The organism is Novosphingobium sp. BL-S-33, assembly GCF_056857025.1.
The window spans coordinates 38,342-60,002 of the sequence record NZ_CM166475.1; the positions used below are offsets into that span (position 1 = coordinate 38,342).

At 65.6% G+C, this 21,661-nt stretch carries 12 protein-coding genes and 1 riboswitch; of the genes, 5 read left to right on the forward strand and 7 right to left on the reverse strand.

Annotation, left to right across the window (positions count from 1 at the left end; translation table 11 throughout):
• Positions 1–28: 28 nt before the first annotated feature.
• From AC1VVM_RS17180 to AC1VVM_RS17210, 7 genes are all read right to left on the reverse strand, one after another.
• Positions 29–1,429 carry a voltage-gated chloride channel family protein gene (locus AC1VVM_RS17180; RefSeq protein WP_482906559.1) on the reverse strand — a complete coding sequence of 467 codons (1,401 nt, stop codon included), beginning with the start codon at positions 1,427–1,429 and terminating at the stop codon, positions 29–31.
• 24 nt (positions 1,430–1,453) lie between these two features.
• Positions 1,454–1,530, reverse strand: a riboswitch (Fluoride riboswitch).
• Between the two features lie 167 nt (positions 1,531–1,697).
• The gene (locus AC1VVM_RS17185) at positions 1,698–2,936 is read right to left on the reverse strand and encodes a cytochrome P450 (protein ID WP_482906560.1); all 1,239 of its coding nucleotides are present in this window, start codon (positions 2,934–2,936) and stop codon (positions 1,698–1,700) included.
• Positions 2,917–3,684, reverse strand: coding sequence for an SDR family NAD(P)-dependent oxidoreductase (locus tag AC1VVM_RS17190; RefSeq protein ID WP_482906561.1), 768 nt, complete (start codon positions 3,682–3,684; stop codon positions 2,917–2,919). Before AC1VVM_RS17190 ends, AC1VVM_RS17185 begins: the two co-directional genes overlap by 20 nt.
• Before the next feature lie 116 nt (positions 3,685–3,800).
• Positions 3,801–4,355, reverse strand: coding sequence for a TetR/AcrR family transcriptional regulator (locus AC1VVM_RS17195; protein WP_482906562.1), 555 nt, complete (start codon positions 4,353–4,355; stop codon positions 3,801–3,803).
• 166 nt (positions 4,356–4,521) lie between these two features.
• On the reverse strand, positions 4,522–6,615 hold the full coding sequence (locus AC1VVM_RS17200) for an elongation factor G (protein WP_482906563.1): 2,094 nt from the start codon (positions 6,613–6,615) through the stop codon (positions 4,522–4,524).
• 147 nt (positions 6,616–6,762) lie between these two features.
• Positions 6,763–9,675 carry a beta-galactosidase GalA gene (galA, locus tag AC1VVM_RS17205; RefSeq protein WP_482906564.1) on the reverse strand — a complete coding sequence of 971 codons (2,913 nt, stop codon included), beginning with the start codon at positions 9,673–9,675 and terminating at the stop codon, positions 6,763–6,765.
• On the reverse strand, positions 9,672–10,412 hold the full coding sequence (locus tag AC1VVM_RS17210; RefSeq protein ID WP_482906565.1) for a GntR family transcriptional regulator: 741 nt from the start codon (positions 10,410–10,412) through the stop codon (positions 9,672–9,674). The genes galA and AC1VVM_RS17210 overlap by 4 nt, the downstream gene beginning before the upstream one ends.
• A gap of 184 nt (positions 10,413–10,596) precedes the next feature.
• On the opposite strand from AC1VVM_RS17210, the gene AC1VVM_RS17215 reads away from it, so the two are divergent.
• The 5 genes from AC1VVM_RS17215 to AC1VVM_RS17235 are packed head-to-tail and all read left to right on the forward strand — an operon-like array spanning position 10,597 to position 21,659.
• Complete coding sequence (locus AC1VVM_RS17215) at positions 10,597–12,999, forward strand: beta-N-acetylhexosaminidase (RefSeq protein WP_482906566.1); 2,403 nt, start codon at positions 10,597–10,599, stop codon at positions 12,997–12,999.
• Positions 12,996–15,608, forward strand: a complete 2,613-nt coding sequence (locus tag AC1VVM_RS17220; protein ID WP_482906567.1) for a beta-mannosidase — start codon at positions 12,996–12,998, stop codon at positions 15,606–15,608. Before AC1VVM_RS17215 ends, AC1VVM_RS17220 begins: the two co-directional genes overlap by 4 nt.
• A complete protein-coding gene (locus AC1VVM_RS17225; protein ID WP_482906568.1) occupies positions 15,608–18,217 on the forward strand; it encodes a glycoside hydrolase family 3 C-terminal domain-containing protein in 2,610 nt (869 codons plus the stop codon). Before AC1VVM_RS17220 ends, AC1VVM_RS17225 begins: the two co-directional genes overlap by 1 nt.
• Positions 18,218–18,240: 23 nt before the next feature.
• Entirely contained in the window at positions 18,241–19,686 is a 1,446-nt protein-coding gene (locus tag AC1VVM_RS17230; RefSeq protein ID WP_482906749.1) for a glycoside hydrolase family 125 protein, read from the forward strand.
• A 41-nt stretch (positions 19,687–19,727) separates the two neighbouring features.
• Positions 19,728–21,659 (forward strand): alpha-L-fucosidase, encoded by a 1,932-nt coding sequence (locus AC1VVM_RS17235; protein ID WP_482906569.1) that lies wholly within the window; start codon positions 19,728–19,730, stop codon positions 21,657–21,659.
• The last annotated feature ends 2 nt before the right edge of the window (positions 21,660–21,661 follow it).

Consider the following 21,661-nt stretch of genomic DNA (forward strand, 5'->3'; position numbering starts at 1 on the left):
GCCGGGCACGCCTTGTGTTTTGGGGCCATCAACGTTGCTCGTTGGTGATGCCGGTAGAAGAATGCGGGCGGGGCATGCTGCGCGTCGCACGGGCGTCGCGCAGCGTGGCCGCCCCGACATGCGCGCGTGAAGCCCGCTTCGGCACGGCGATGCGCTGCGACAGGTAGATGCCGTTATGGCCCGAACAGATGTAGGCGACGAAGCAGGCCACCGCGATGGGAACCGCGTGGGTCGCGCCGAACAATTCAACGCCCATGATCGTGCAGGCGAGCGGCGTGTTGGCAGCGCCAGCGAACACCGCAACAAAGCCGAGCCCCGCAAACAGATCGAGCGGTGCCCCCAACAGCCAACCCATCGCATTGCCCAGCGCCGCGCCGATGAAGAACAGCGGCGTCACTTCGCCGCCCTTGAAGCCTGAACTGAGCGTTACGACCGTGAACAGCAACTTGAGCGCCCAACTCCACCGATCGACCGGGCCAGTGAAGAACCCCGCGATAGTGGGGTCGCCGGGGATGGCGGACCAGACGCCAAGGCCAAGATAGGCGCGGGTGCCCACGATATAGACCAGCGCGATCACCATGATGCCGCCCAGCGCGGCACGCGCCGGGCCATAGGGGACGCAGCGCTTGAGGAAGCCGCCGAGCGCGTGATTGGCCTCCGCGAAGGCCAGTCCGGCCAACCCGAAGGCGACGCCGGCTATCGCCACTTTGGCAAGCAGCATCGGCTCGACAAGAAGGGCGCCGGTATCCGATGCCACGTAGGCGATGTGGTAGGGCGTGTGGTGGATGCCCCAGGCATGGCACGTCCAGTCTCCCACCAGTGCGGCAAGGAGCGAGGGCATGATGCCGGCATATTCGATCCGCCCTAGCGCCAACACTTCCAGCGCGAAGACGGCGCCTGCCAGCGGAGTGCCGAACACGGCGCCGAAGCCCGCCGCAATGCCTGCCATCAGCAGGATACGGATGCCGGGGGGGGCGAGCTTGAACAGGCTGGCAACTGCACTGGCAAGACTGCCGCCAAGCTGCACCGCCGTACCCTCGCGCCCGGCCGAGCCCCCGAAAAGATGCGTTGCGATGGTGCCGACAAAGACAAGCGGCGCCATGCGCAGCGGCACGCCGCCACCCGGTTCGTGGATCTGCTCGACGATGAGGTTGTTGCCGGCCTCCACCGAGCGTCCGGTGCGGTGGTAAAGCCAGGCGATGGCCGCGCCGCCCACGGGAAGGAAGTACAACAGCCAGGGATAGTCGAACCGCAGCCGGGTCGCGGCCTCAAGGCTCCACAGGAATGCTGCGCACAGCGTCCCGATCAGTGCGGCCATCGGGACCAGGATCAGTGTCCAGTGCACCACCGACATGGCATGATCGCGCCGATCGCCAAAGAACGCCGCCACATTGAACGCATTGAACAGGTTGCGAAACGTCGCGCGCACAATTCCTCCTTTGCTGCCTTGCGGCGCCAAGTAGGAATCATCGTCCCTTGCAAGGGCGGTTCGGCCTGACGGCCCGGCGGAAATCCATCGCCTTGCGCAGCCATATGTCGGCTCCGGCCCGCAACGTCAATCGGTTTGGAGGCAAGGTTTCGGATACCCTCGTTCCCGTGAGGGCGCCATTGCCGACGTCCGGCCGGAATGTCGGCGGAAAGGCTTGGACGCATTTCCCGGTCTCTCAGGGCTGTAGCGCTGTCCGCCGATTTTTGCCCTATCCGTGATTGAATGCGATCGGCAGCGATCGTGGCCCCCAAGCGCCCAGCATCGGGCGCCAGCTAACGTCACCATCGCGACGCGGATTGCGTATGCGCTGCGCGATGAGGTGAATGCCCTCTTCCAGTTGGTTCCGTGCCAGATATTGGCCGAGACAGATATGCGGCCCACGGCCGAAGCCGACGTGGCGCGTCTTGTGCTCCCGCTCCGGATCGAAGCGAAGCGGCTCTGGGAAAGCTGCCGGATCGCGCCCGGCCAATGGCGTGGCCATGGCAACGAGCATGCCCTTCTCGAACCGGACACCTTCGTAGTCGAAGGGCTCCGCCACTTGCCGGAACGGTGTCGCGATGGTGGAATGACGCAGCGTCTCCTCCACCACCATGGCACAAAAGTGCTTGTCCGCTGCGCAGCGCGCATACATGTCGGGTCGATCAATGAGCAGGTTCATCATCATGCCGAGCAGGTTCTTGGAGGTGTCGTAACCGGCGACCAGCAGAACGAGCAGCATGAAACGCAGCTCCGTGTCGTCCATTGCGCCCGCATCGCGCGCGGCGATCAGGTCATCAAGCAGAGAAGATTCCCTCTTTGTGCCGCTTGCCTCCCTTTCGCGGATCAGCGTGTCGGCGACGGCCCACTTGATGTCGAATGCCTCCAGGATCTTCTCCCTCAGCGACCGGTCGAGACTGATCGCGGCCACCTGCATTTCCAGGGCCCAGCGCAAGCTGGGGATCACATCGACGGAAATGCCCAGCAATCCGCACATGACGGAGACCGGAAAATAGGAGGCAAACTCCGTAAAGTCGAAACGCCCCTGCGGCACCCACTCGTCGAGCAGGTTGGTCATCGCCGCGTGAACGAGCGGGCGAATGACATTGGCGTTCCGGGGCGTAAAGGCAGATGCCACGCTGGCGCGCAGCCGCTTGTGCTCGCTCCCATGCTTGGACAGGAGCATTTCGTCCATGAAACGTGCCCACATCGTTCCTTGCAGGTCATAGAACTCGACGATGCCGCCCAGCCCCATTTCAAGGTGGCGCTCGTCGGCGAAGAGATCCTTGTTCGCCTGGCATCCGTGGATCACATAGCCGCCCGAAAAACGCGCCAGCCATGGATGCTCTTGTCGGGTCGGTATCATGAACCGCTCGGGGTCCGTCCAGAATTCGGGATTTTCGACCGGTAAGACCGGCAGTTCCTCATAGGTCACCACGTCGGTCTCCTTATCAGAATGCTGCGCCTCCATTGACCCCCAGAAGCTGGCCGGTGATGTAGGAAGCCTCGTCCGACGCGAAGAACGCGCAGGCGGCGGCGACTTCTTCGGGGCGGCCAAAACGCGGGATAGGATAGCTTTTCAAAATCTCTTCAAAGGGGATCGGCAGGTCGCTCGCGGCAATCGCGCGGCGCGCCATCGGGGTGTCGATGAAGCTGGGGGCAATTGCGTTCACAGTAATCCCCTTCGCGCCCAGTTCGATCGCAAGGGTGCGAGTCAGCGATGTCACACCGCCCTTGGATGCGCTGTAATGGGCCATCTTAAAGGCGCCGATTTGCGCAGCCAGTGAGGAAATGTTGACGATGCGCCCCCAGGCGGCGGCTCGCATATCGGCGAGAACCGCCTGAACCGCGATGTAGGGACCCTTGAGGTTCACTTCCATCACGCGTTCCCAACTTGCCTCCTCGATGTCTTCAAACAATTGAAAACCTTCGATAGCGGCGTTGTTGACCAGTATCGTCACGGGGCCGAGTTCCGCATGAACCCGGTTCACGGCCTCCTCGATCGAAACACGGTCCGCGACATTGCCATGAACGGGGATCGCGTTGCCGCCCGCATGCTTGATGTCTTCGGCCACCCGGTGTGCCGCATCGGTGTCGATATCCAGCACCGCCACAGCTGTGACATCCCGCGCAAGCCGGTGGCAGATCGCTTCGCCGATACCCGAACCCCCGCCAGTGACCAGAGCGAACCGATCGCTTCTCTTATCCGTTGTCTGCATCCCGCCGCGCCTCTCCAGTCGCTTCCATCCGGAACGAATCCATACGCTACCGTATGGCAGGCCTGCAACGCTCCTGCAAGGTTGGTCGGCAGACCGGGATTACACGGGATTGCCCATCAGCGAGTGATGAGAAACTCTTCACATTGCGAGAGCGTCGCCTCATCCGCGAAAGGCGCTCCCACGCGCAGGAACGAGAAAATCAGCACGGCCCTGCTGCGTGCGCCGCCGACCGGCACGCCGGCGGCTACAAGAACATCTGTAATGAAGCGAATCCGGATCTCATCCGCTTCCGCGAGAGCCGCTTCTGCCCGGGGATCGCGCCTGGCCCACAGGCGGATGGATAGCTCCATGTCGAAATCCGGCGGATGCTTGCCAAAAGGCAGACGCATCATGCGTTGATAGCGTTCCTGTGGAGATTGGATCGCATTGAGCCGGTCGATGATCTGCGTCACGACATGCTGGCGCCAATGGTCCAGCATGGCCTCATACAGGTCGGTGCGGTCCTTGAAGTGCCAGTAGAAGCTGCCCTTGGTAACGCCGAGCTTGCGGGCCAGCACCTCGACGCGGACGCCATCGATGCCGTTCCGGGCCAACATCTTGAGCGCCGCTGCGACCCAGGCTGCCCGATCCAATACGGGCGACTTCTCCCGCATTTTGGGCACGTTTGCCATTGGTTTGCATTCCCCCCGTAAAGCCGGTTTTTTCGCTGCGAACATGCATTCCGCCTCTACATGTTATCCAGCGCTGCTGAATCTGGAAAATCGCAAAGCCGCCGGAAACCGGCTGGGCGTGCTTCCGGCGATCTTCCGAAATTCTGCGACCTGCCGATACAGGGCGCTACGCCGCTGCCACGTCCTTTCGGGCCAATACGACCTCGCTCGCCTGCTTTCCGGTCAGCTCTGCGAGATGATCGAAGCTGACGGTAAACTGGGCGAGCCCTTGGCTCAGCGAGCACAAGTCTCCGTCCAGCCCTTGCAAGTTTGCTTCGGGCAAAAGCGCTTCCACGCGCTCCCAGCGCTCCCAATCCGGATGCGGCAACAAGCCGAGGATTTGTCCTCGCCGGCTCGAAAGTACCGAGACGGCCTTCGAGCCGGTACCCGTCGGCATATCGACCACCAGCCGGCAGATGGGCTCAAGCAGATAAGGCGCGGCGGCTGCCAGGGCCTCACTGGCCGCCATGCGGCCGGCGATGCGAAAGGCAAGCTCCGAAGAATCCACCGAATGGTGAGAGCCGTCAGTCAGCGTAACCGCAACATCCTCAACCGGAAAGCCTAATGGCCCGGCCTCCAGCGCGTCGCGCACGCCCATCTCTACCGCAGGAATCCACTGCTTGGGGATGGCGCCGCCGACAGTGCGGTCCGAAAAACGAAAGCCTTCGCCGCGCTCCAGCGGCGCAATTTCAAGGACGACATCGCCGTACTGGCCGTGCCCGCCCGACTGCTTCTTGTGCCGTCCGCGCTGCGTCGCGCTCTTCCGGATGGATTCCCGATAGGCGACGCTTGGCGGCCGGCTGTCCACCACGACGCCATAGCGCCGCCGGAGCCGGGCAAGAACAACCTCGAGATGATCGTCGTTCACGCCCCTGAGCAGGGTCTCGCGAGTAGCCTCGTCATGTCCCCACTCCAGCATCGGATCTTCGTCACACAGCTTGTGAAGAGCGGCAGAAAGCTTGACGTCGTCCTTGCGATCACGCGCCGCGATGGCCAGTTTCGCATTACGTGGCGGATAGTCCGGCACGGCCACGTCGCTCGGCGCTCCTCCTTTGCGGGCCAGTACCATGCCCACGGAAGCATCGTCCAATTTGGATATGGCGATCACCTCGCCTGTGCCGACGCTCGCCTGTTTAACGGTCTTTTCGCCTTGCACGGCAAACAGAGAGCCGCAGCGGGCGGTTTTGTCTCCGACGACAAGTTCCTCGCCCTCCTGAAGCAGGCCGCCATAGACTCGCGCATAAGTGAGCCGTCCGACGGCGCTTCCCTGCGCCACCTTGAATACATGAATGCCATCGGTCGTGCCGACGCGCGTCGCGGCTTCCATCGGTCCGGGAGCTTCATGGCGCAGCAGCTTCAGCAACCGGTGGATACCCCCTCCGGTGAGGGCCGACGTCAGAACCACGGGAACCACTCGATTGTGCGCGGTATCCTCGGCAAGGTCGGCCATCACCTTCATGGCGTCGGGGACGTCATCCATCAGCAGGGTTTCGAGCAGTTCGTCGTCGAAATCGGCCAATGTTTCGAGCAATTTGCCGCGGTCGGTACGCTCCAGATCGGCGATATCCGCTGGCATCTCGATCTTTTGGGATTCGCTCCCCGATCGATATCGGTAGGCCCGCTCCATGGCCAGATCGACATAGCCCACGACCTGCTCGCCTTCGCGAATGGGAATTTGGCGGAGCGCCAGCGGCTCGCGGCTGAGCGGCTGCAACTTGTCGATCAAGTCATGGACAGATCCGGCGCGTGCGGTGTCGACGCGGTTGACGACGATGGCATGGGGAATGTCCAGCGCGTCCAGCCGCCGCAACAGGGGTTCGACCAGACCGGCGCGTTCAGGCACCGGATCAACCACCACCAGCACAAGGTCTGCCGATTGCAGGGCCGCAAAACCATCGGCGATAAAGCCCGCCGCGCCCGGCAGATCAAGGAGTGTGAACCGATCTCCCAGCCACTCGAAATGCGAAAGATTGATTTCGGTCGAACCGCCGCGCGAACGCGCTTCGGAACTTGCATCGCCAACGGTGGAGCCGGCCTCTATCGAACCGGCTCTGTTGATCGCGGAACTCGCGAAAAGCAGCGCTTCGGCCAGACTTGTCTTGCCTGCTCCTGCCGGTCCGACCAGAGCAATCATGCGGGCCCCCGAGGCGCCGAAGGCGGAACTGGGGCTGGGGGCTGTATTGGTGCTGGGAGCTGTGCCCATCGGTCCGCCTCCTCTCATGCGAAGGCGCGCCGGGCGCTGTAGGCAGAGCTTCGCCGCAGGCGGCGTCCTCTTGTCTTGCGTCTGACGCGCAAGGGTGTGGGCACCCAAGCTGAGCCGTTCTTGTCACAGGCGCAAGCACATTTTGGGCCTTTTCGCGCAGGGCGCTCAGCCCGAGACGTAGACCCTTCCGGTGATCCCGCTTGGCGCGCCGTCCTTCGCCTCGATCAGCACGGCCAGCGTGCGCGGTCCCGTGCCCGGCGGGATCGTGGCGGTCAGTGAAGCCGCCGCAGTGTCCGCCTTGCGCGCCACCAGCTTGCCGTCCAGCCAGACTTCGGCCGCGCCGGTGATCTGCGCGAAGTGGAGCGTGCCGCCCTGCGCCGCGATCTTCTTCCACGGCGTGAAGCGGGTGCGATAGCTGCGCCAGCCGCTGCTGCCGGCAGGCGCGGCGACGCCAGAGCGCACGAAGTCCCACGAGTTGTTGTCCCCGTCCACCGGCGCGAGTGCCGGATCGGGCTTCTGCGCGAACAGGGCCGAGCGGCGCCAGTCGGTGATCGGCATTTCGGCGGGCACCGGCGGCACTTGTGCGCGCGGTTCGCGCGGCGCGCGGGCGAGCGAGAGGCGGGCGGGCCGCAGCGCACCGGTAGTGGCCGTCAGCGTCAATCGGCTGCCGCTGTCGTCGCCCTCGACGATGACTTGCGCAAGGCCGTTGAACAGCGCGCGCTTGTTGCCCTTTTCGCTGTCGTGGTCGTTGGGATTGCCGTTGCCGAGGCCGATGATCCGGCCCCCGGTGATCGCGAATTCCACCGGCAGGTTGGCGGTGGGAACGTGGCGGCCGCGCGAATCCACGCAGTCCACGGTGATTGCCTGCACGTCCTCACCGTCGCTGGCGATGGCTTGCCGGGCGGGCGTCAGGCGCAGCGCAACCGGCGTGCCTGTGGTTTCGTGAACCGCACTGGCGACGACTTTGCCGCCGCGCAATGCCAGCGCCTCGATCCGGCCGGGACGGTAGGGCACCTTGAAGCTGTGGCCCATGATCCGGTCGGCGGCGGATACGCGCTCGATGACTTCGCCGTTCAGGCGCAGCTCGATGGCCTCTGCATTGGTGATGGCGAAGACTTCCAGCGTCTGGCCTTCCTTGCCGGGCCACGTCCAGTGCGGGGCGAGCCAGATCATCGGCGCATCATCGCGCCAGTGCGCGGAATGGATGCCGAACGCGGTCTTGGGGAAGCCGCAGAGGTCCATGATGCCGAAGAAGCTGCTGGTGGAGGGCCACGCATAAGGCGTCGGCTCGCCGTGATAGTCGAAACCGGTCCACACGAAGCCGCCCGCCACGAAGGGACGCTCGGCGATCATCTTCCAGCTGTCGCGGTGGGTCGCGCCCCAGGAGGCCGATTCCTTGTCGAGCGAGGTGATGACCTGCTGCGCCTGAATGGACTCGAAGGCGCCGCGCGATTCGTAGGCGCTGGTGTCCTCCGAACTGGTGATCGGCTTGTCCGGATGCAGGGCGTGGAACTTGTCGTAATCGCCCTGATAGTAGTTGAAGCCCATCACATCGACGACGGTGGAGACGTTCTCCGGGTTGTAGAACGAACCGTTCATCGCCGCCGTCACCGGGCGCTGCGTGTCCAGTTCGCGCACGGCCTTGCGCATGCGGCGGACCATCTCGACACCGGCATGGGTGCCCTGCATCGGTTCCTCGTTGAACACCGACCAGAGCACGATGGAGGGATGGTTGCGATCGCGCCGCACCATCCATTCGAGCTGCGCCAGATAGTCCGGCGCCGGGTTGAACAGGCGGTTTTCGCCCATGACCAGGAAGCCCAGCCGGTCGCACCAGTCCAGCACTTCCTTGGCGGGGGCATTGTGCGACATGCGGATGGCGTTGCAGCCCATCGCCTTCAGCCGCTGGAGCCGCCAGAGCGCCAGCGCATCGGGGATCGCGGTGCCAACGCCGCTGTGGTCCTGATGGATGCAGACGCCCTTGAGCTTGGTTTCCACGCCGTTGAGGATCATGCCGCGCGCGGGATCGAAGACCACCGTGCGGAAGCCGATGAACTGGCGCCGGGTGTCGACGACCTTGCCCTCGCGCAGCAAGTCCACCTCGACACAGTAGAGTACCGGCGTATCGGGGGACCAAAGCTTGACCGGCCCGGGGATGAGCGCTGTGGTCACTTGCGCCTGTTCCAGCGGGCCGACAGTGGCCGCGCCGCCGGAACGGTGGATTTCCCGGCCTTCCGGATCGAGTAGACGGGCCGAAATCTCGGCCTGCCCCGCTTCCTCGCCGACATTGGCGAGCCGCACTTCCACGGGAACCTGCCATGTCCCGTCCGGCTGGCGCACGGGATCGCAGTGGACGCCGTCGGTCTCTATGGAGAGGGCAGGGCGGCTGACCAGCCAGACATGGCGGTAGAGCCCGGCGCCTTCGTACCACCAGCCTTCGCGCGCCTGCGCATCGACGCGCACGGCGATCCAGTTCAGCTCGTCCCCGAAGCGGGCGAAGGGGGTGAGATCGACAATGACGCTGCTGTAGCCGGACCACGAATGGGCCACTTCGCTGCCGTTGATCCAGATCGTGGCGTGGGTGGCGATGCCGTCGAAATGAAGTTCGAGGCTGCGGCCTTTCTGGCACTCGTCCAGCCGTAGCAGGCGGCGGTACCAGCCGATGCCGCGCGGACGGTAGCCCTGCGAGACATTGGCCGTTTCGCTCACGTCCTGCGCGATGGCCCAGTCATGCGGAAGATCGACAGTCGGCCAGTCGGAATCGTCGAAGGCGAGGGCGGCGGGGCCGCGCGCATTGCCGGCCTTGACCGAGAGATAGGTGGCGTTGTGGTCGGCAGGCTCGGGCACCGAGACCTCGCCCTCGTGAAACCGCCAGCCGCGTTCGAGCAGCGTGCGCGAAGGATCGGTTTCGGGAAGACGGGGCGAGGGGCCCGCAAGCGGTGCGGGCATCGGCAGACCGTCGGGCAGGCCGGGGCCGAATTGTGTTTCAGCAGCCAAACTGGAAGGAGCGAAAGCAGGCAATAGGGTAGCGACGGCGCCTGTGGAGGCGCCGCGCAGCAGCAATTCACGACGCTTCATGATCCTTCGATAAGCTCCGCAACAAAGTCATAGGAATCGCCCCGATAGTACGAGCGCGTGAATTCCACGGGGCGGCCGTCCCGCAGGAAGCCGTGGCGTTCGATCAGCAGACCGGCATGGCCGGCATCGACGCCCAGCATCCGCGCATGCTCAGTGCCGAAGGGCACGGCGCGCAGGCGCTGGAGCGCGCGGACCGGGCGGTTGCCGCTCTTTTCCAGCGCGGTGTAAAGCGAATCCCCGACGGCATCGATGCTGGGCAGGCAATATCCGGCAATCGTCGAGATTTCGAGCGCGAGCGGTTCGTCGTCGGCATAGCGGATGCGGGTGAAGCGCAGCACGGTGCTGCCGGGCGCGAGGCCCAGCGCCATGGCTTCGTCCGAATTGACCGCCCCCGTCGTGCGCGAGATCCAGGCGCTGGAGGCGCGCCTGCCGCGTGCTTCCATATCCTCGCTGAACGAGGTCAGCTTGGAGAAGCTCTTTTCCACGCGTGAGGCGACGAACGTGCCAGCCCCGCGTCGGCGCGTCAGCTTGCCTTCTTCCACGAGGCCGGCGATGGCCTTGCGCACGGTGATGCGCGAGACATCGTATTCGATGGCGAGATTGCGTTCGGGCGGAATTGCCTCGTTCTGGTCGAGTACGCCTTCGGAAATCGCGTCGCGGATCAGCTGTTGAAGCTGAATATACAGCGGCGCCGCGTTACCTTCGCGCAGACGACCAATCCGGTCAGAAAACGACATTCGATCCCCCTTGTCCCATTCTTTGCGAATGGCTTTACATTGGTCATGTCGTGCTGACAATCGCATCAAATTGTCTCTGTCCAAGCCCATTTTGCAGCAATCGGATAAGACCTATTGCTCTAAAGGATATATTTTGGTTACGTTGATGGCTCTGGTCGCAAAAAACAAGGGGGCAGGTATGAGGATGACGGCAAAAAAAGGGTCTCGGCAGGTCCGGGGCAGCGGAGCGGCACTGGCTGCGATTCTTGCGGGCTTGGCGTTCTCGGTCCCTGCTTACGCGCAATCCGCGTCTTCCCTCCCGCTCGCGCCGTGGCCTGCCTCTGTAGAGCAGGGCAACGGCAAGCTCACCATCGGTTCGGGTGCGACGATCGGCGTTCCCGCCGGCGATGCCGATGCCGCCGAAGCGGCGCGGCTGCTTTCCGAGCATGTGAAGGGCGCTAATGGGCTTATGTTGTCGGTCGCGCCCACTGCGACCACCGCACCGATCCGCTTCGAGCGCGATCCCGCGATTTCCGGCGCGGAAGCCTACCGGCTGACTGTCACGCCCAGCGGCGCGGTGATCTCGGCCTCGGGCAAGTCCGGCCTCGTCTACGGCGCGATGACGCTGATGCAACTGCTGACGGCCGATGCCAAAGACGCGGCGGGCAAGGGCGTTTCCGTTCCCGTGCTGACCATCCAGGATTCGCCGCGCTTTGGCTGGCGCGGGGTGATGATCGACCCGGCGCGCCATTTCCAGCCGATGGAATCCATCTACGCCATCGTCGACCGCATGGTGGAAGTGAAGCTCAACACCCTGCATTTCCACCTGACCGACGATCAGGGCTGGCGCTTCGAGGTCAAGCGCTACCCCGAACTCACCCGCATCGGCGCATGGCGCACGGGGCCCGATACCGGCCACGGACCCGGCGCGAAGACCGGCGGTTTCTACACGCAGGAGCAGCTCAAGGCGCTCGTCGCCTATGCCGCTGCGCGCGGGATTACCGTGGTGCCCGAGATCGACCTGCCCGGCCACGCGCAGGCGCTGGTCGCGTCCTATCCCGAACTGGGCATGCTGGGGGACCGCCCTGCGGTGGGCAACAGTTGGGGCATCTTCCCCTGGCTGTTCAATCCCAACGAAGGCGGCATGACGTTCGTGCGCAACGTGCTGGATGAGCTGATGGAGGTCTTCCCCTCGCAGTACATCCACCTCGGCGGTGACGAGGCGGTCAAGGACCAGTGGGAGCGTTCGCCCGAAGTCCAGTCGCAGATGCGCAAGCTGGGCATCAAGAGCGAGAACGCCATGCAGAGCTGGATGATTGACCAGTTCGGCGAATACCTTGCGAAGCACGGCCGCCGCCTGATCGGCTGGGACGAGATCCTCGAAGGGGGCCTCCCCGCTTCCGCCTCGGTGATGAGCTGGCGCGGCGAGCAGGGCGCGGTGGATGCCGTCAACGCCGGGCACGACGTGGTGCTCTCGCCCGCACCGAACCTCTATCTCGACAATCTCGAATCGACCCTGCCGGACGAAGCGCCGGGGCGCATCTCGATCCAGACGATGGAAGCGGTCTATCGCTACGATCCGATGCCCAAGGGGATCGATGCTTCCAAGGCGCAGCACGTGATGGGCCTGCAGGGCAATGCGTGGAGCGAGTACATCGTCACGCCCTGGCAATTGCAGCACAAGCTGTTCCCGCGTCTGGGCGCGATTGCCGAAGTGGCATGGTCTCCGCCGGTGGCAAGCAAGGACTATCCGGGCTTCCTCGCGCGCCTGACGCCGCAGATCCGCCGCTGGAAGCAGGGCGGCTTCCAGGTGTCCGACAGCGCCTTCGGTGTGGCCTTCACGCCCACGCAGACGCGCGGCGCGGCGCTCGATGCCAAGAGCATCGGCGTGACCATGGCGATGCAGGCACCCTACGGCACGATCCGCTACACGCTGGACGGCAAGGCGCCGGGCGCGAAGTCCCCCGCTTACGCCAAGGCCCTTTCGGTTAAGCCGGGCACGGTCGTCACTGCTGCCAGCTTCGCGCCGGATGGCACCGCGCTTGCGGCACCGCGCCGCTTCGAAACTGCGGGCGAGGCGCTGCTGATTTCCACCAGTTCCACGCTCACCGCCTGTCCGCGCGGTTCGCAGGGGCTGCGCGTGCCGCTCAATGCGGATGCGACTGACAATGCGCCCGCCTACAACGTCAATATCTTCGATACCTGTCAGGCCGACGACCACGCACCGCTGGCCCATGCGAAGTCGATCACCGTTTCGGTCGCGCGCCTGCCGCGTAACTACGGGCTCGCACACGATGAAGCGGCGCTGGTCAGGCACTACGCAGTGACGACGCACGGCGAACTGGTGATCAGCGCGGGCTGCCGCGCGGCGGACAAGAGCGCCGATCCCAAGCAGAAGCAGCACGATCCCATGCCGGGCGCGACCGTGCTGGCCTCGTTCCCGCTGCCCGATCCTAAGACCGCGCCGCAGCAGTTCACCTTCACGGCGAACCTGCCGGACCGGCCGGAACTCGGCGACGAGACGGACGTGTGCTTCCAGTTCACCGCGGCGCTGTCCGATCCCGTCTATGCAGTTGAAAAAGTGGTTTACGGGGAGAAGGCGCAGTGAAGTTGGCGGGCAAGTTCGCAGGCGGGGCACTGGCCATCTGGCTTGCGAGCGTTTCGGGCGCGGTGCTGGCAGCACCGCCCGCGCAGACCGCGCTGGACGATGGCTGGCAGGTCCGCATCGCACCGAGCGACGCGGCGGCCGTGAAAGCCCATCCCAAGGCCGCGCGCTGGTTCCGCGCGCAAGTGCCGGGCAGCGTGCAACAGGATCTGATCGCCGCCCGTCAGGTGCCCGATCCGTTCCTCGGCACCAATGAAGCCGCGATCCAGTGGGCGGGGCTGACCGACTGGGAACTGCGCCGCACGCTGGACGTGAGCGCACAGGACATGGCGCGCGACAATCTCGATCTCGTGTTCGACGGGCTGGATACGTTCGCCACCGTCTTCATCAACGGCAAGCAAGTGCTCAAAGCGGACAACGGTCACCGCCAATGGCGCGTGGCGGCCAAGCCGTTCCTGAAGCAGGGGCGCAACGAGATCGTCGTGCGCTTCGCCTCGCCGATCCGCACCTTGCAGCCGATGGTGCTGGCCGAGGCGCACCCGCTGCCCGGCGAATACGATTCCGCCTTCGGGGACGAGCCCAAGGGCAAGCAGACGTCCGCCTATATCCGCAAGCCCAAGTACCACTATGGCTGGGACTGGGGCCCGCGCATCGTCAATCAGGGCATTTCCGGCCCCGTCCGCCTTGAGGCGTGGGACGAGGCGCGTCTCGGCGCGTTCGAGGTCATGCAGGAAGCGCTCGGCAAGGACGAGGCCCGGCTGGTGGCGAAGTTCCGTGTTGTGGCGGACAAGCCCGGCAAGGCGCGTTTCTCCACGCGTGTAACCGGGCCGGACGGGCAGGCGCTGGCCCCCGTCGAGCGCGAGGCTGCATTCGATGCGGGCGAGAGCGTGGTGACCGTGCCGCTGACCATCGCCGCGCCCAAGCGCTGGTGGCCCGTGGGCTATGGCGATCAGCCTCTTTATAGCGTGTCCGGAGAGATCGTTTCGGGTGCGGGCGCCGGATCGAAGGCCGCGCGCAGGGTGGGCCTGCGCGACATCCAGTTGGTGCGCGGGAACGGCGCTTTCGGTTTCCGCGTCAACGGCGTGACCGTGTTCGCCAAGGGCGCGAACCTCATCCCGTTCGACATGTTCCCTTCGCGCGTCACCGACGCCAAGATGCAGTCGATCCTGGACGATGCCCGCGCGGTGAACATGAACATGATCCGCGTCTGGGGCGGCGGCTATTACCTGCCGGACAGCTTCTACGACGCGGCGGACCGCATGGGCCTGATGGTCTGGCAGGACTTCATGTTCGGCGGCGCGGTTCCTCCCGCAGACGCGGCGTACCGCGAAAACGTGCGGATCGAGGCCGACCAGCAGGTCGAGCGGCTGGGTTCGCATCCCTCCATCGTGGTCTGGGCGGGCGGCAATGAAGTGCTGTCCGGCTGGGAAACCTGGAGCGACCGCAAGGCGTGGAAGAAGGCCGTTGGCCCCGACGAACACGAGCGCATGGCCACATCGATGACCGTGCTGTTCGATCGCGTGCTGCGGGGGGCCGTGACCGATCATGCGCCGACGACCCCCTACTGGCCGGGCTCGCCCTCGACCGATTATGAAGGTCCGGTCGACACCGATGCCGCCGGGGATCGCCATTTCTGGGATGTCTGGTCGGGCTCCAAGCCGGTGGAGAATTACACGCTCTCCTGCCCGCGCTTCATGTCGGAATATGGCTTCCAGTCGATGCCGGTCATGGCGACGATCCGCGATTTCGCGAGCGATGCGGCGCAGGCGCCCGACAGTCCGGTGATGAAGGCGCATCAGAAGTTCCTGGCGGGCGAGGGCAATGAGCGCCTGAAGTTCTACCTCGATGCAAGGTTGCGCCCGGCGAAGGATCTGGCGGACTTCGTCTATCTTACGCAGGTCAATCAGGCGCAGGCGATCGACCTGGCCGCGCGCCATCACCGCGCCTGCGCGCCGGTGACGCTAGGTTCGCTCTACTGGCAGATCAACGATGTCTGGCCCTCGATCTCGTGGGCGAGCGTGGACTACAACGGGCGCTGGAAGCTGCTGCACTATGCCGCGCGGCGGTTCTTCGCGCCGCAGGCGGTGATTGCCGAGCATCATGACGGCGCTACCAAGGTCAGCTTCGCGTCCGATGCTACCAGCCCGATCGCGGCGGAATGGCGCCTGACTGGCTATGCCATGGACGGCAGCAAGCTGGGCGCAGCGGGCGGGGCGGTGACACTCGCGCCCACGACGGCGACGCCCGTTCCCGATGTGGCCGATGCGCAAGTCTTCGCAAGCGCGCCGGCCGAAGCGAGCTACGGCGTGGCGGAACTGGCGATTGGCGGCAAGACCGTCTCGCGCCAGATCGTCGAGCGCGTTTTGCCCAAGGCCATGGCCTATCCCGCGCCCGGCCTTTCGGTAACGTGGGACGGCAAGGCGGTGACGATTACCGCCAAGGCGCTGGCCCGCGCGGTCATGCTCGATTTCGGCGCGGTCGGCGCGCAGGCTTCGGACAACGGGTTCGACCTGCTGCCGGGCGAAAGCCGCCGGATCGAGATCACGTCCGAGGCGGACGAGGCCGCGCTGCGCAAGGCGCTGGTGCTGCGTACTTTGGCGGGAGAAGGGTGATGAAGGCACTGTTTCCGATCACGCTCGCTCCCATCACCATCGCCATGGTTCTGGCGGCGCCATCGGTCGCCGCGCAGGACTTGTCGGGTGAGGCCGATCCCGCCGTGCTCGCGGCCATCGCCAAGGCCGATCTGGCCGAAAAGGCGGACCAGCTCCAGAGCACCGCGCCTGCCGCCAAGGCCATGGGGCTGCCTGCCTATGACTGGTGGAACGAGGGGCTTCACGGCCTTGCTCGCAACGGCATTGCCACCGTGTTCCCGCAGGCTGTCGGCCTCGCCGCCACGTTCGACCCGGCACTGATGGAGCAGGTTGGCACCGTCGTTTCGACCGAAGCGCGTGCCAAGTTCAACGCCAGACCGGTGAACGCCGAGCGGCGCATCTACGAAGGGCTGACGATCTGGTCGCCCAACATCAACATCTTCCGCGACCCGCGCTGGGGCCGGGGACAGGAGACCTACGGCGAGGACCCGTTCCTCACCGGCTCACTGGCGGTGGGCTTCATCAAGGGGCTGCAAGGTCCCGACCCGCTCCACCCGCGCGTGATCGCCACGCCCAAGCACTTCGCGGTCCATTCGGGCCCCGAGGCCGGGCGTGACAGCTTCGATGTGGACGTCAGCCCTCAGGACCGCGAGGCGACGTATACGCCCGCGTTCCGCATGGCAGTGACACAGGGCAAGCCGCTCTCGCTGATGTGCGCCTACAACTCCACGCACGGCACGCCGGTCTGCGCGGACGAGGCGCTGCTGACCACGCGGCTGCGGCAGGACTGGGGTTTCAAGGGCTTCGTCGTGTCGGACTGCGATGCGGTGGCGAACATCTGGATGTTCCACAATTACCGCTACGATGCGGCCGAGGCTTCGGCGGCGGCCGTGAAGGCCGGGACGGACCTCGATTGCGGCACGACATACGCGGCGCTGACGCAGGCGGTGGCGCGCGGGTTGCTCAGCGAGGCGGACGTGGACCGTGCGCTCGCCCGTTCGCTGGAGGCGCGCTACAAGCTCGGCATCGCCTTCGGCGCGAGCAATCCGTGGGGCCGGATCAAGCCTTCGCAGGTCAATACGCCCGCGCACCGTGCACTGGCGCTGGAAGCCGCGCGCAAGGCCATTGTGCTGCTCCAGAACGAGAACGGCAGCCTGCCGCTGAAGGCGGGCACGCGTCTTGCGGTGATCGGCACCAATGCTGACGATCTTGCGGTGATCGAGGCCAACTACCACGGTACTGCCGCCGATCCGGTGACGCCTCTGGAAGGTATCCGCCGCCAGTTTGGCGCGGCGAACGTCGCTTATGCGCAAGGCTCCGTCCTTGCCGAGGGCGCGCCGGTCGTCGTGCCGGAAACGGCGCTTGTCGCGGACGGCAAGCCGGGGCTCAGGGCCGAATACTTCGACCTTTCGGGCAAGCAGGCATTCGTGCGGCAGGACCGGCGGGTGGATTTCAACCTCACTCGCATGGCGCCCAAGGGGCTGGATGCGGCGGGTTTCAAGGCGCGTTGGAGCGGATCGCTGGTCCCGCCGGGGGCGGGAACCTACCGCCTCGCGCTCGATATCCCGGCTTGCTGGAAAGACTGCAAGCGTCATGACGAAGTGCGCCTGAGCGTCGGGGGCAAGCAGCTTCACGCCGGGGTGCTCGGCAAGCAGCGGGTCGAATTCGAACTCGTCCTCGACGGGACGCCGCAGCCGATCAGCCTCGAACTCGACCATTACGGCGAGGACGAGGGCCTGCGCCTGATGTGGCTGCCGCCCGCAGCCGCGCAGCGCGCAGAGGCGCTGAAGGCGGCAGGGCAGGCCGATGCCGTGATCGCCGTGCTGGGCCTCTCGCCCGATCTCGAAGGCGAGGCGCTTCAGGTTCAGGTGCCGGGCTTCGTCGGCGGAGACCGCAGCGACATCGCCTTGCCCGAACCGCAGGCCGAACTGCTGGCGGCGCTCAAGGCCACCGGCAAGCCGGTGATCGTGGTGCTGACGAGCGGCAGCGCCGTCTCGATCGATCCCATCATGACCGATGCGGTGATGGAGGCTTGGTATCCGGGCGAGGCAGGCGGCACCGCCATTGCCGAGACTCTGGCCGGGCGCAACAACCCTTCCGGCCGCCTGCCGGTGACGTTCTATCGCTCGACCACGGACCTGCCTGCCTTCGTCGACTATTCGATGAAGGAGCGCACGTACCGCTACTTCACCGGTACGCCGTTGTGGGGCTTTGGCCATGGCCTGAGCTATACGACTTACGGCTACGAGGGCGCCAAGGTCTCCGCGCCGGGCATCGGCCAGCCGGTCACGGTAACCGCCACGCTGCGCAACCTTGGCGCGATGGCGGGCGAGGAAGTGGTGCAGGCCTATGTCGTGCCGCCCGTCATCGAGCACCATCCGGTCATGACGCAGGGCGTGTTGCAGCGCCAGCTTGCCGCCTTCACGCGCGTCTCGCTGGCACCGGGCAAGTCGCGGGAGGTCACGCTGACGATCGATCCGCGCAGCATTTCCGTGGTGGACCGCCGGGGCACGCGGAAGGTCGTTCCGGGCGACTACAAGGTATGGATCGGCGGCGGCCAGCCGGGCGACGGCGCGGGGGCATGGGTGCAGTTCACCCTGACAGGGCAGGAACTGGAACTGCCCAAGTGACGAGCGAAACTATGAAGACGACGATGACCCTCGACCGGCGCGGGGCGCTTGCCGGGGTTGCTGCGGGCGCCGCCAGCCTCGCCCTTCCGGGCGCGGCGCGCGCGGCGACAATCCCCATGCCCGCAGGCGGAGGCCGCCCGCCGGTGTCCGAGCGCCGCTATGTCAGCCGCGCGGTGGAGGCGGAGATCGACCGCGTATCGCGCAAGATCGCCGATCCCAAGCTGCGCGCGATGTTCGTGGGCTGCTATCCCAACACGCTCGACACCACCGTCTACATGGACACCGTGGACGGCCGCCCGGATGCTTTCGTCATCACAGGCGACATCCCTTGTCTCTGGCTTCGCGACAGCACGGCGCAAGTGCTGCCTTACCTCCATCTGGTGAACAAGGACCCGGCGCTGACCGCGCTGTTCCGGGGGCTGATCGCCCGCCAGTCGCGCTCGATCCTCATTGATCCTTACGCCAACGCCTTCATGCACGACCCCTCGCAGAAGACGAACCTCTCGTGGGCCCTGAAGGACGATACCGAGATGAAGCCCGGCGTCGCCGAGCGCAAATGGGAGATCGACTCGCTTTGCTATGCAATGCGGCTCGGCTTCCGTTACTGGCGCCAGACGCGCGACAAGGTCCCCTTCGACGAGACCTGGGCCGATGCCTCGCGTGCCTGCGTGCGCACCTTGCGCGAACAGCAGCGCAAGGGATCGCCCGGCCCCTATCGCTTCCGCCGCACCAGCAACCGGCCGAGCGAGACACTGCAACTGGACGGCTGGGGCGCGCCGAGCCGCGCGGTGGGGCTGATACACTGCGGTTTCCGCCCCTCGGACGATTCCTGCACCTATCCGTTCCTGATTCCGGCGAACCTCTTTGCGGTGACGGCCCTACGCGAGATGGCCAGCGTGGCCGAGCAGGCGCGCGGCGATACCGCGCTCGCCGCCGATGCCCGCGCATTGGCAAGCGAAGTGGAAGCGGCGTTGCGCCAATGGGGCACGATGCTGCTGCCCGATGGCCGCCGGGTCTGGGCCTACGAAGTGGACGGCTTCGGCAACGCGATGTTCATGGACGATGCCAATGTCCCCTCGCTGCTGGGTCTGGCCTTCCTGGAGTGCGTGCCCGCGAGCGATCCGCTCTGGCAGGCGACGGCGGATGCCTGCTGGTCCGATGCGAACCCCTATTTCTTCCGGGGATCGAAGATCGAGGGCATCGGCGGGCCGCATGTGGGCCTCGGGCAAGTCTGGCCGATGAGCCTGATCGTGCGCGCGCTGTCCCGCAGCGATCCTCAAGTGATCCGCGCGATGCTGCGCATGCTGCGCGACACTGACGCGGGCACTGGCTTCATCCACGAGGCGGTGGATAGCAACGACCCTGCCAAATTCACGCGCGACTGGTTCGCCTGGGCCAATGGCCTCTTCGGCGAACTGCTGGTCAAGCTGGCCGATACCCAGCCGCAACTTCTCTCTGCCCCGCTCTGACCAGAGCGTACCGGCACACCCGCTCCCCACAAGGACTGACGATGGACTTTTCCCGCCGCCGTTTTCTGGCCACTTCCGCCGTCGCGACTGCCGCGCTCGGCGCCGATGCCGCGCAGGCCGCGCGCCCGAAGCTGGGTGAGGTCGGGGCGCCCGCACCCTCCGGCGCCGTTCCGAGTGAGCGGCAATGGAAGTGGCACGGGCATGAGATGTACGCCTTCATCCACTTCGCGATGAACACGTTCACCGACAAGGAATGGGGCTACGGAGACGAGGACCCGAAGTGGTTCAACCCCACCGATTTCAACGCCGACCAGATCGTGGCGGCGGCGGAAGCGGCCGGCATGCGCGGCGTGATCCTGACCGCCAAGCACCACGACGGCTTCTGCCTGTGGCAGACCCAGACCACCGAGCACTCGATCCGCAACAGCCCCTACAAGCAGGGCAAGGGCGATATCGTCGCGGAAATGTCCGAGGCGAGCCGCAAGGCGGGCATGCTGTTCGGCCTCTATCTTTCGCCGTGGGATCGCAACCACGCGGAATATGGCCGTCCCGCCTATATCGACTACTACCGCACCCAGCTTACCGAGCTTTGCACCCGCTACGGCAAGCTGTTCGAAGTCTGGTTCGACGGCGCCAACGGCGGTGACGGCTATTACGGTGGCGCGCGAGAGGCCCGCAAGATCGACGCACCGAAGTATTACAACTGGCCCTCTATCGTGAAGCTCGTCCACGAACTCCAGCCCGACGCCTGCACGTTCGATCCGCTGGGCGCCGACGTGCGCTGGGTGGGCAACGAGGACGGCGTGGCGGGCGATCCCTGCTGGCCGACGATGCCCAACCGCCTCTACGAGCAGGCCGTGGGCAATTCCGGCCTCCGGGGCGGCGAACTCTGGTGGCCCGCCGAAACCGATGTCTCCATCCGGCCCGGCTGGTTCTATCACGCGGATGAGGATTCCAAGGTCAAGACGCCGGCGCGCCTGATCCGGCTCTATGACGAATCCGTGGGTCGCGGCACCAACCTCAACCTGAACCTGCCGCCGGACCGTCGCGGCCGGATCGCCGATCAGGACGTGAAGATCCTCACCTCGTTCGGCGATGCCATCCGCGCCACGTTTGCTCGCGATCTGGCGCAGGGCAGCGTCGCGCACGCGAGCGCCACGCGCGGGAGCCGGTTCGCGGCAGCGAACGTGCTGGACGGACAGTGCGAGACTTATTGGTCCACGCCCGACGCGGTGCTCACGCCCACGCTGACGCTCGACCTCGCGCCCGGCACTCGCTTCGACGTGGTGCGCCTGCGCGAATTCCTGCCGCTCGGCGTGCGCGTGACGCGCTTCGCCGTCGAGGCGGAGATCGACGGCCAGTGGCAGCGCATTGCCGAAAAGGAATGCATCGGTGCGCAGCGCATCCTGCGCCTGCCGCAGCCGGTCGCGCCGCGCCGTGTGCGGCTGGTGGTGCTGGAAGGCAGCGCGGCTCCGGCGATCTCGGAATTCGGGCTCTTCGCCAGTGTCGCGCCAGTGGACGTGCCGGTCATCGTTTCGACCGATCCCAGCGTGCTCGACACCACGAAGTGGTCGGTCGTCTCGGCCAGCGCCCCGCGCGCCGAAGTGCTACTGGACAATGACGCGGGCACGATCTGGAAGCAGCCCGCGCCGCAGCCGGGCCAGCCTGTCAGCGTGACCGTGGACCTTGGCGCGCGTACCCGCCTTGGCGGGTTCACGCTCACGCCTTCGCGGCAGGTCATGGCGGATTCCGCGCCGCCGAAGGGCTACCTTGCCGAGACCAGCCTCGACGGCAAGATCTGGACGCGCGCCGCCGCGGGCGAGTTCGGCAATATTGCCTATGCGCTCTCAACCCAGCGGATCGCGTTCCCGGCCATGGTGGAGACCCGTTATCTGCGGCTCACATTCGCGGAAACAGCGCTTCCGGCAGGCAAGCTTGCCATCGCGGGCATCGGCGGTTTCATCGCCCGGTAAAG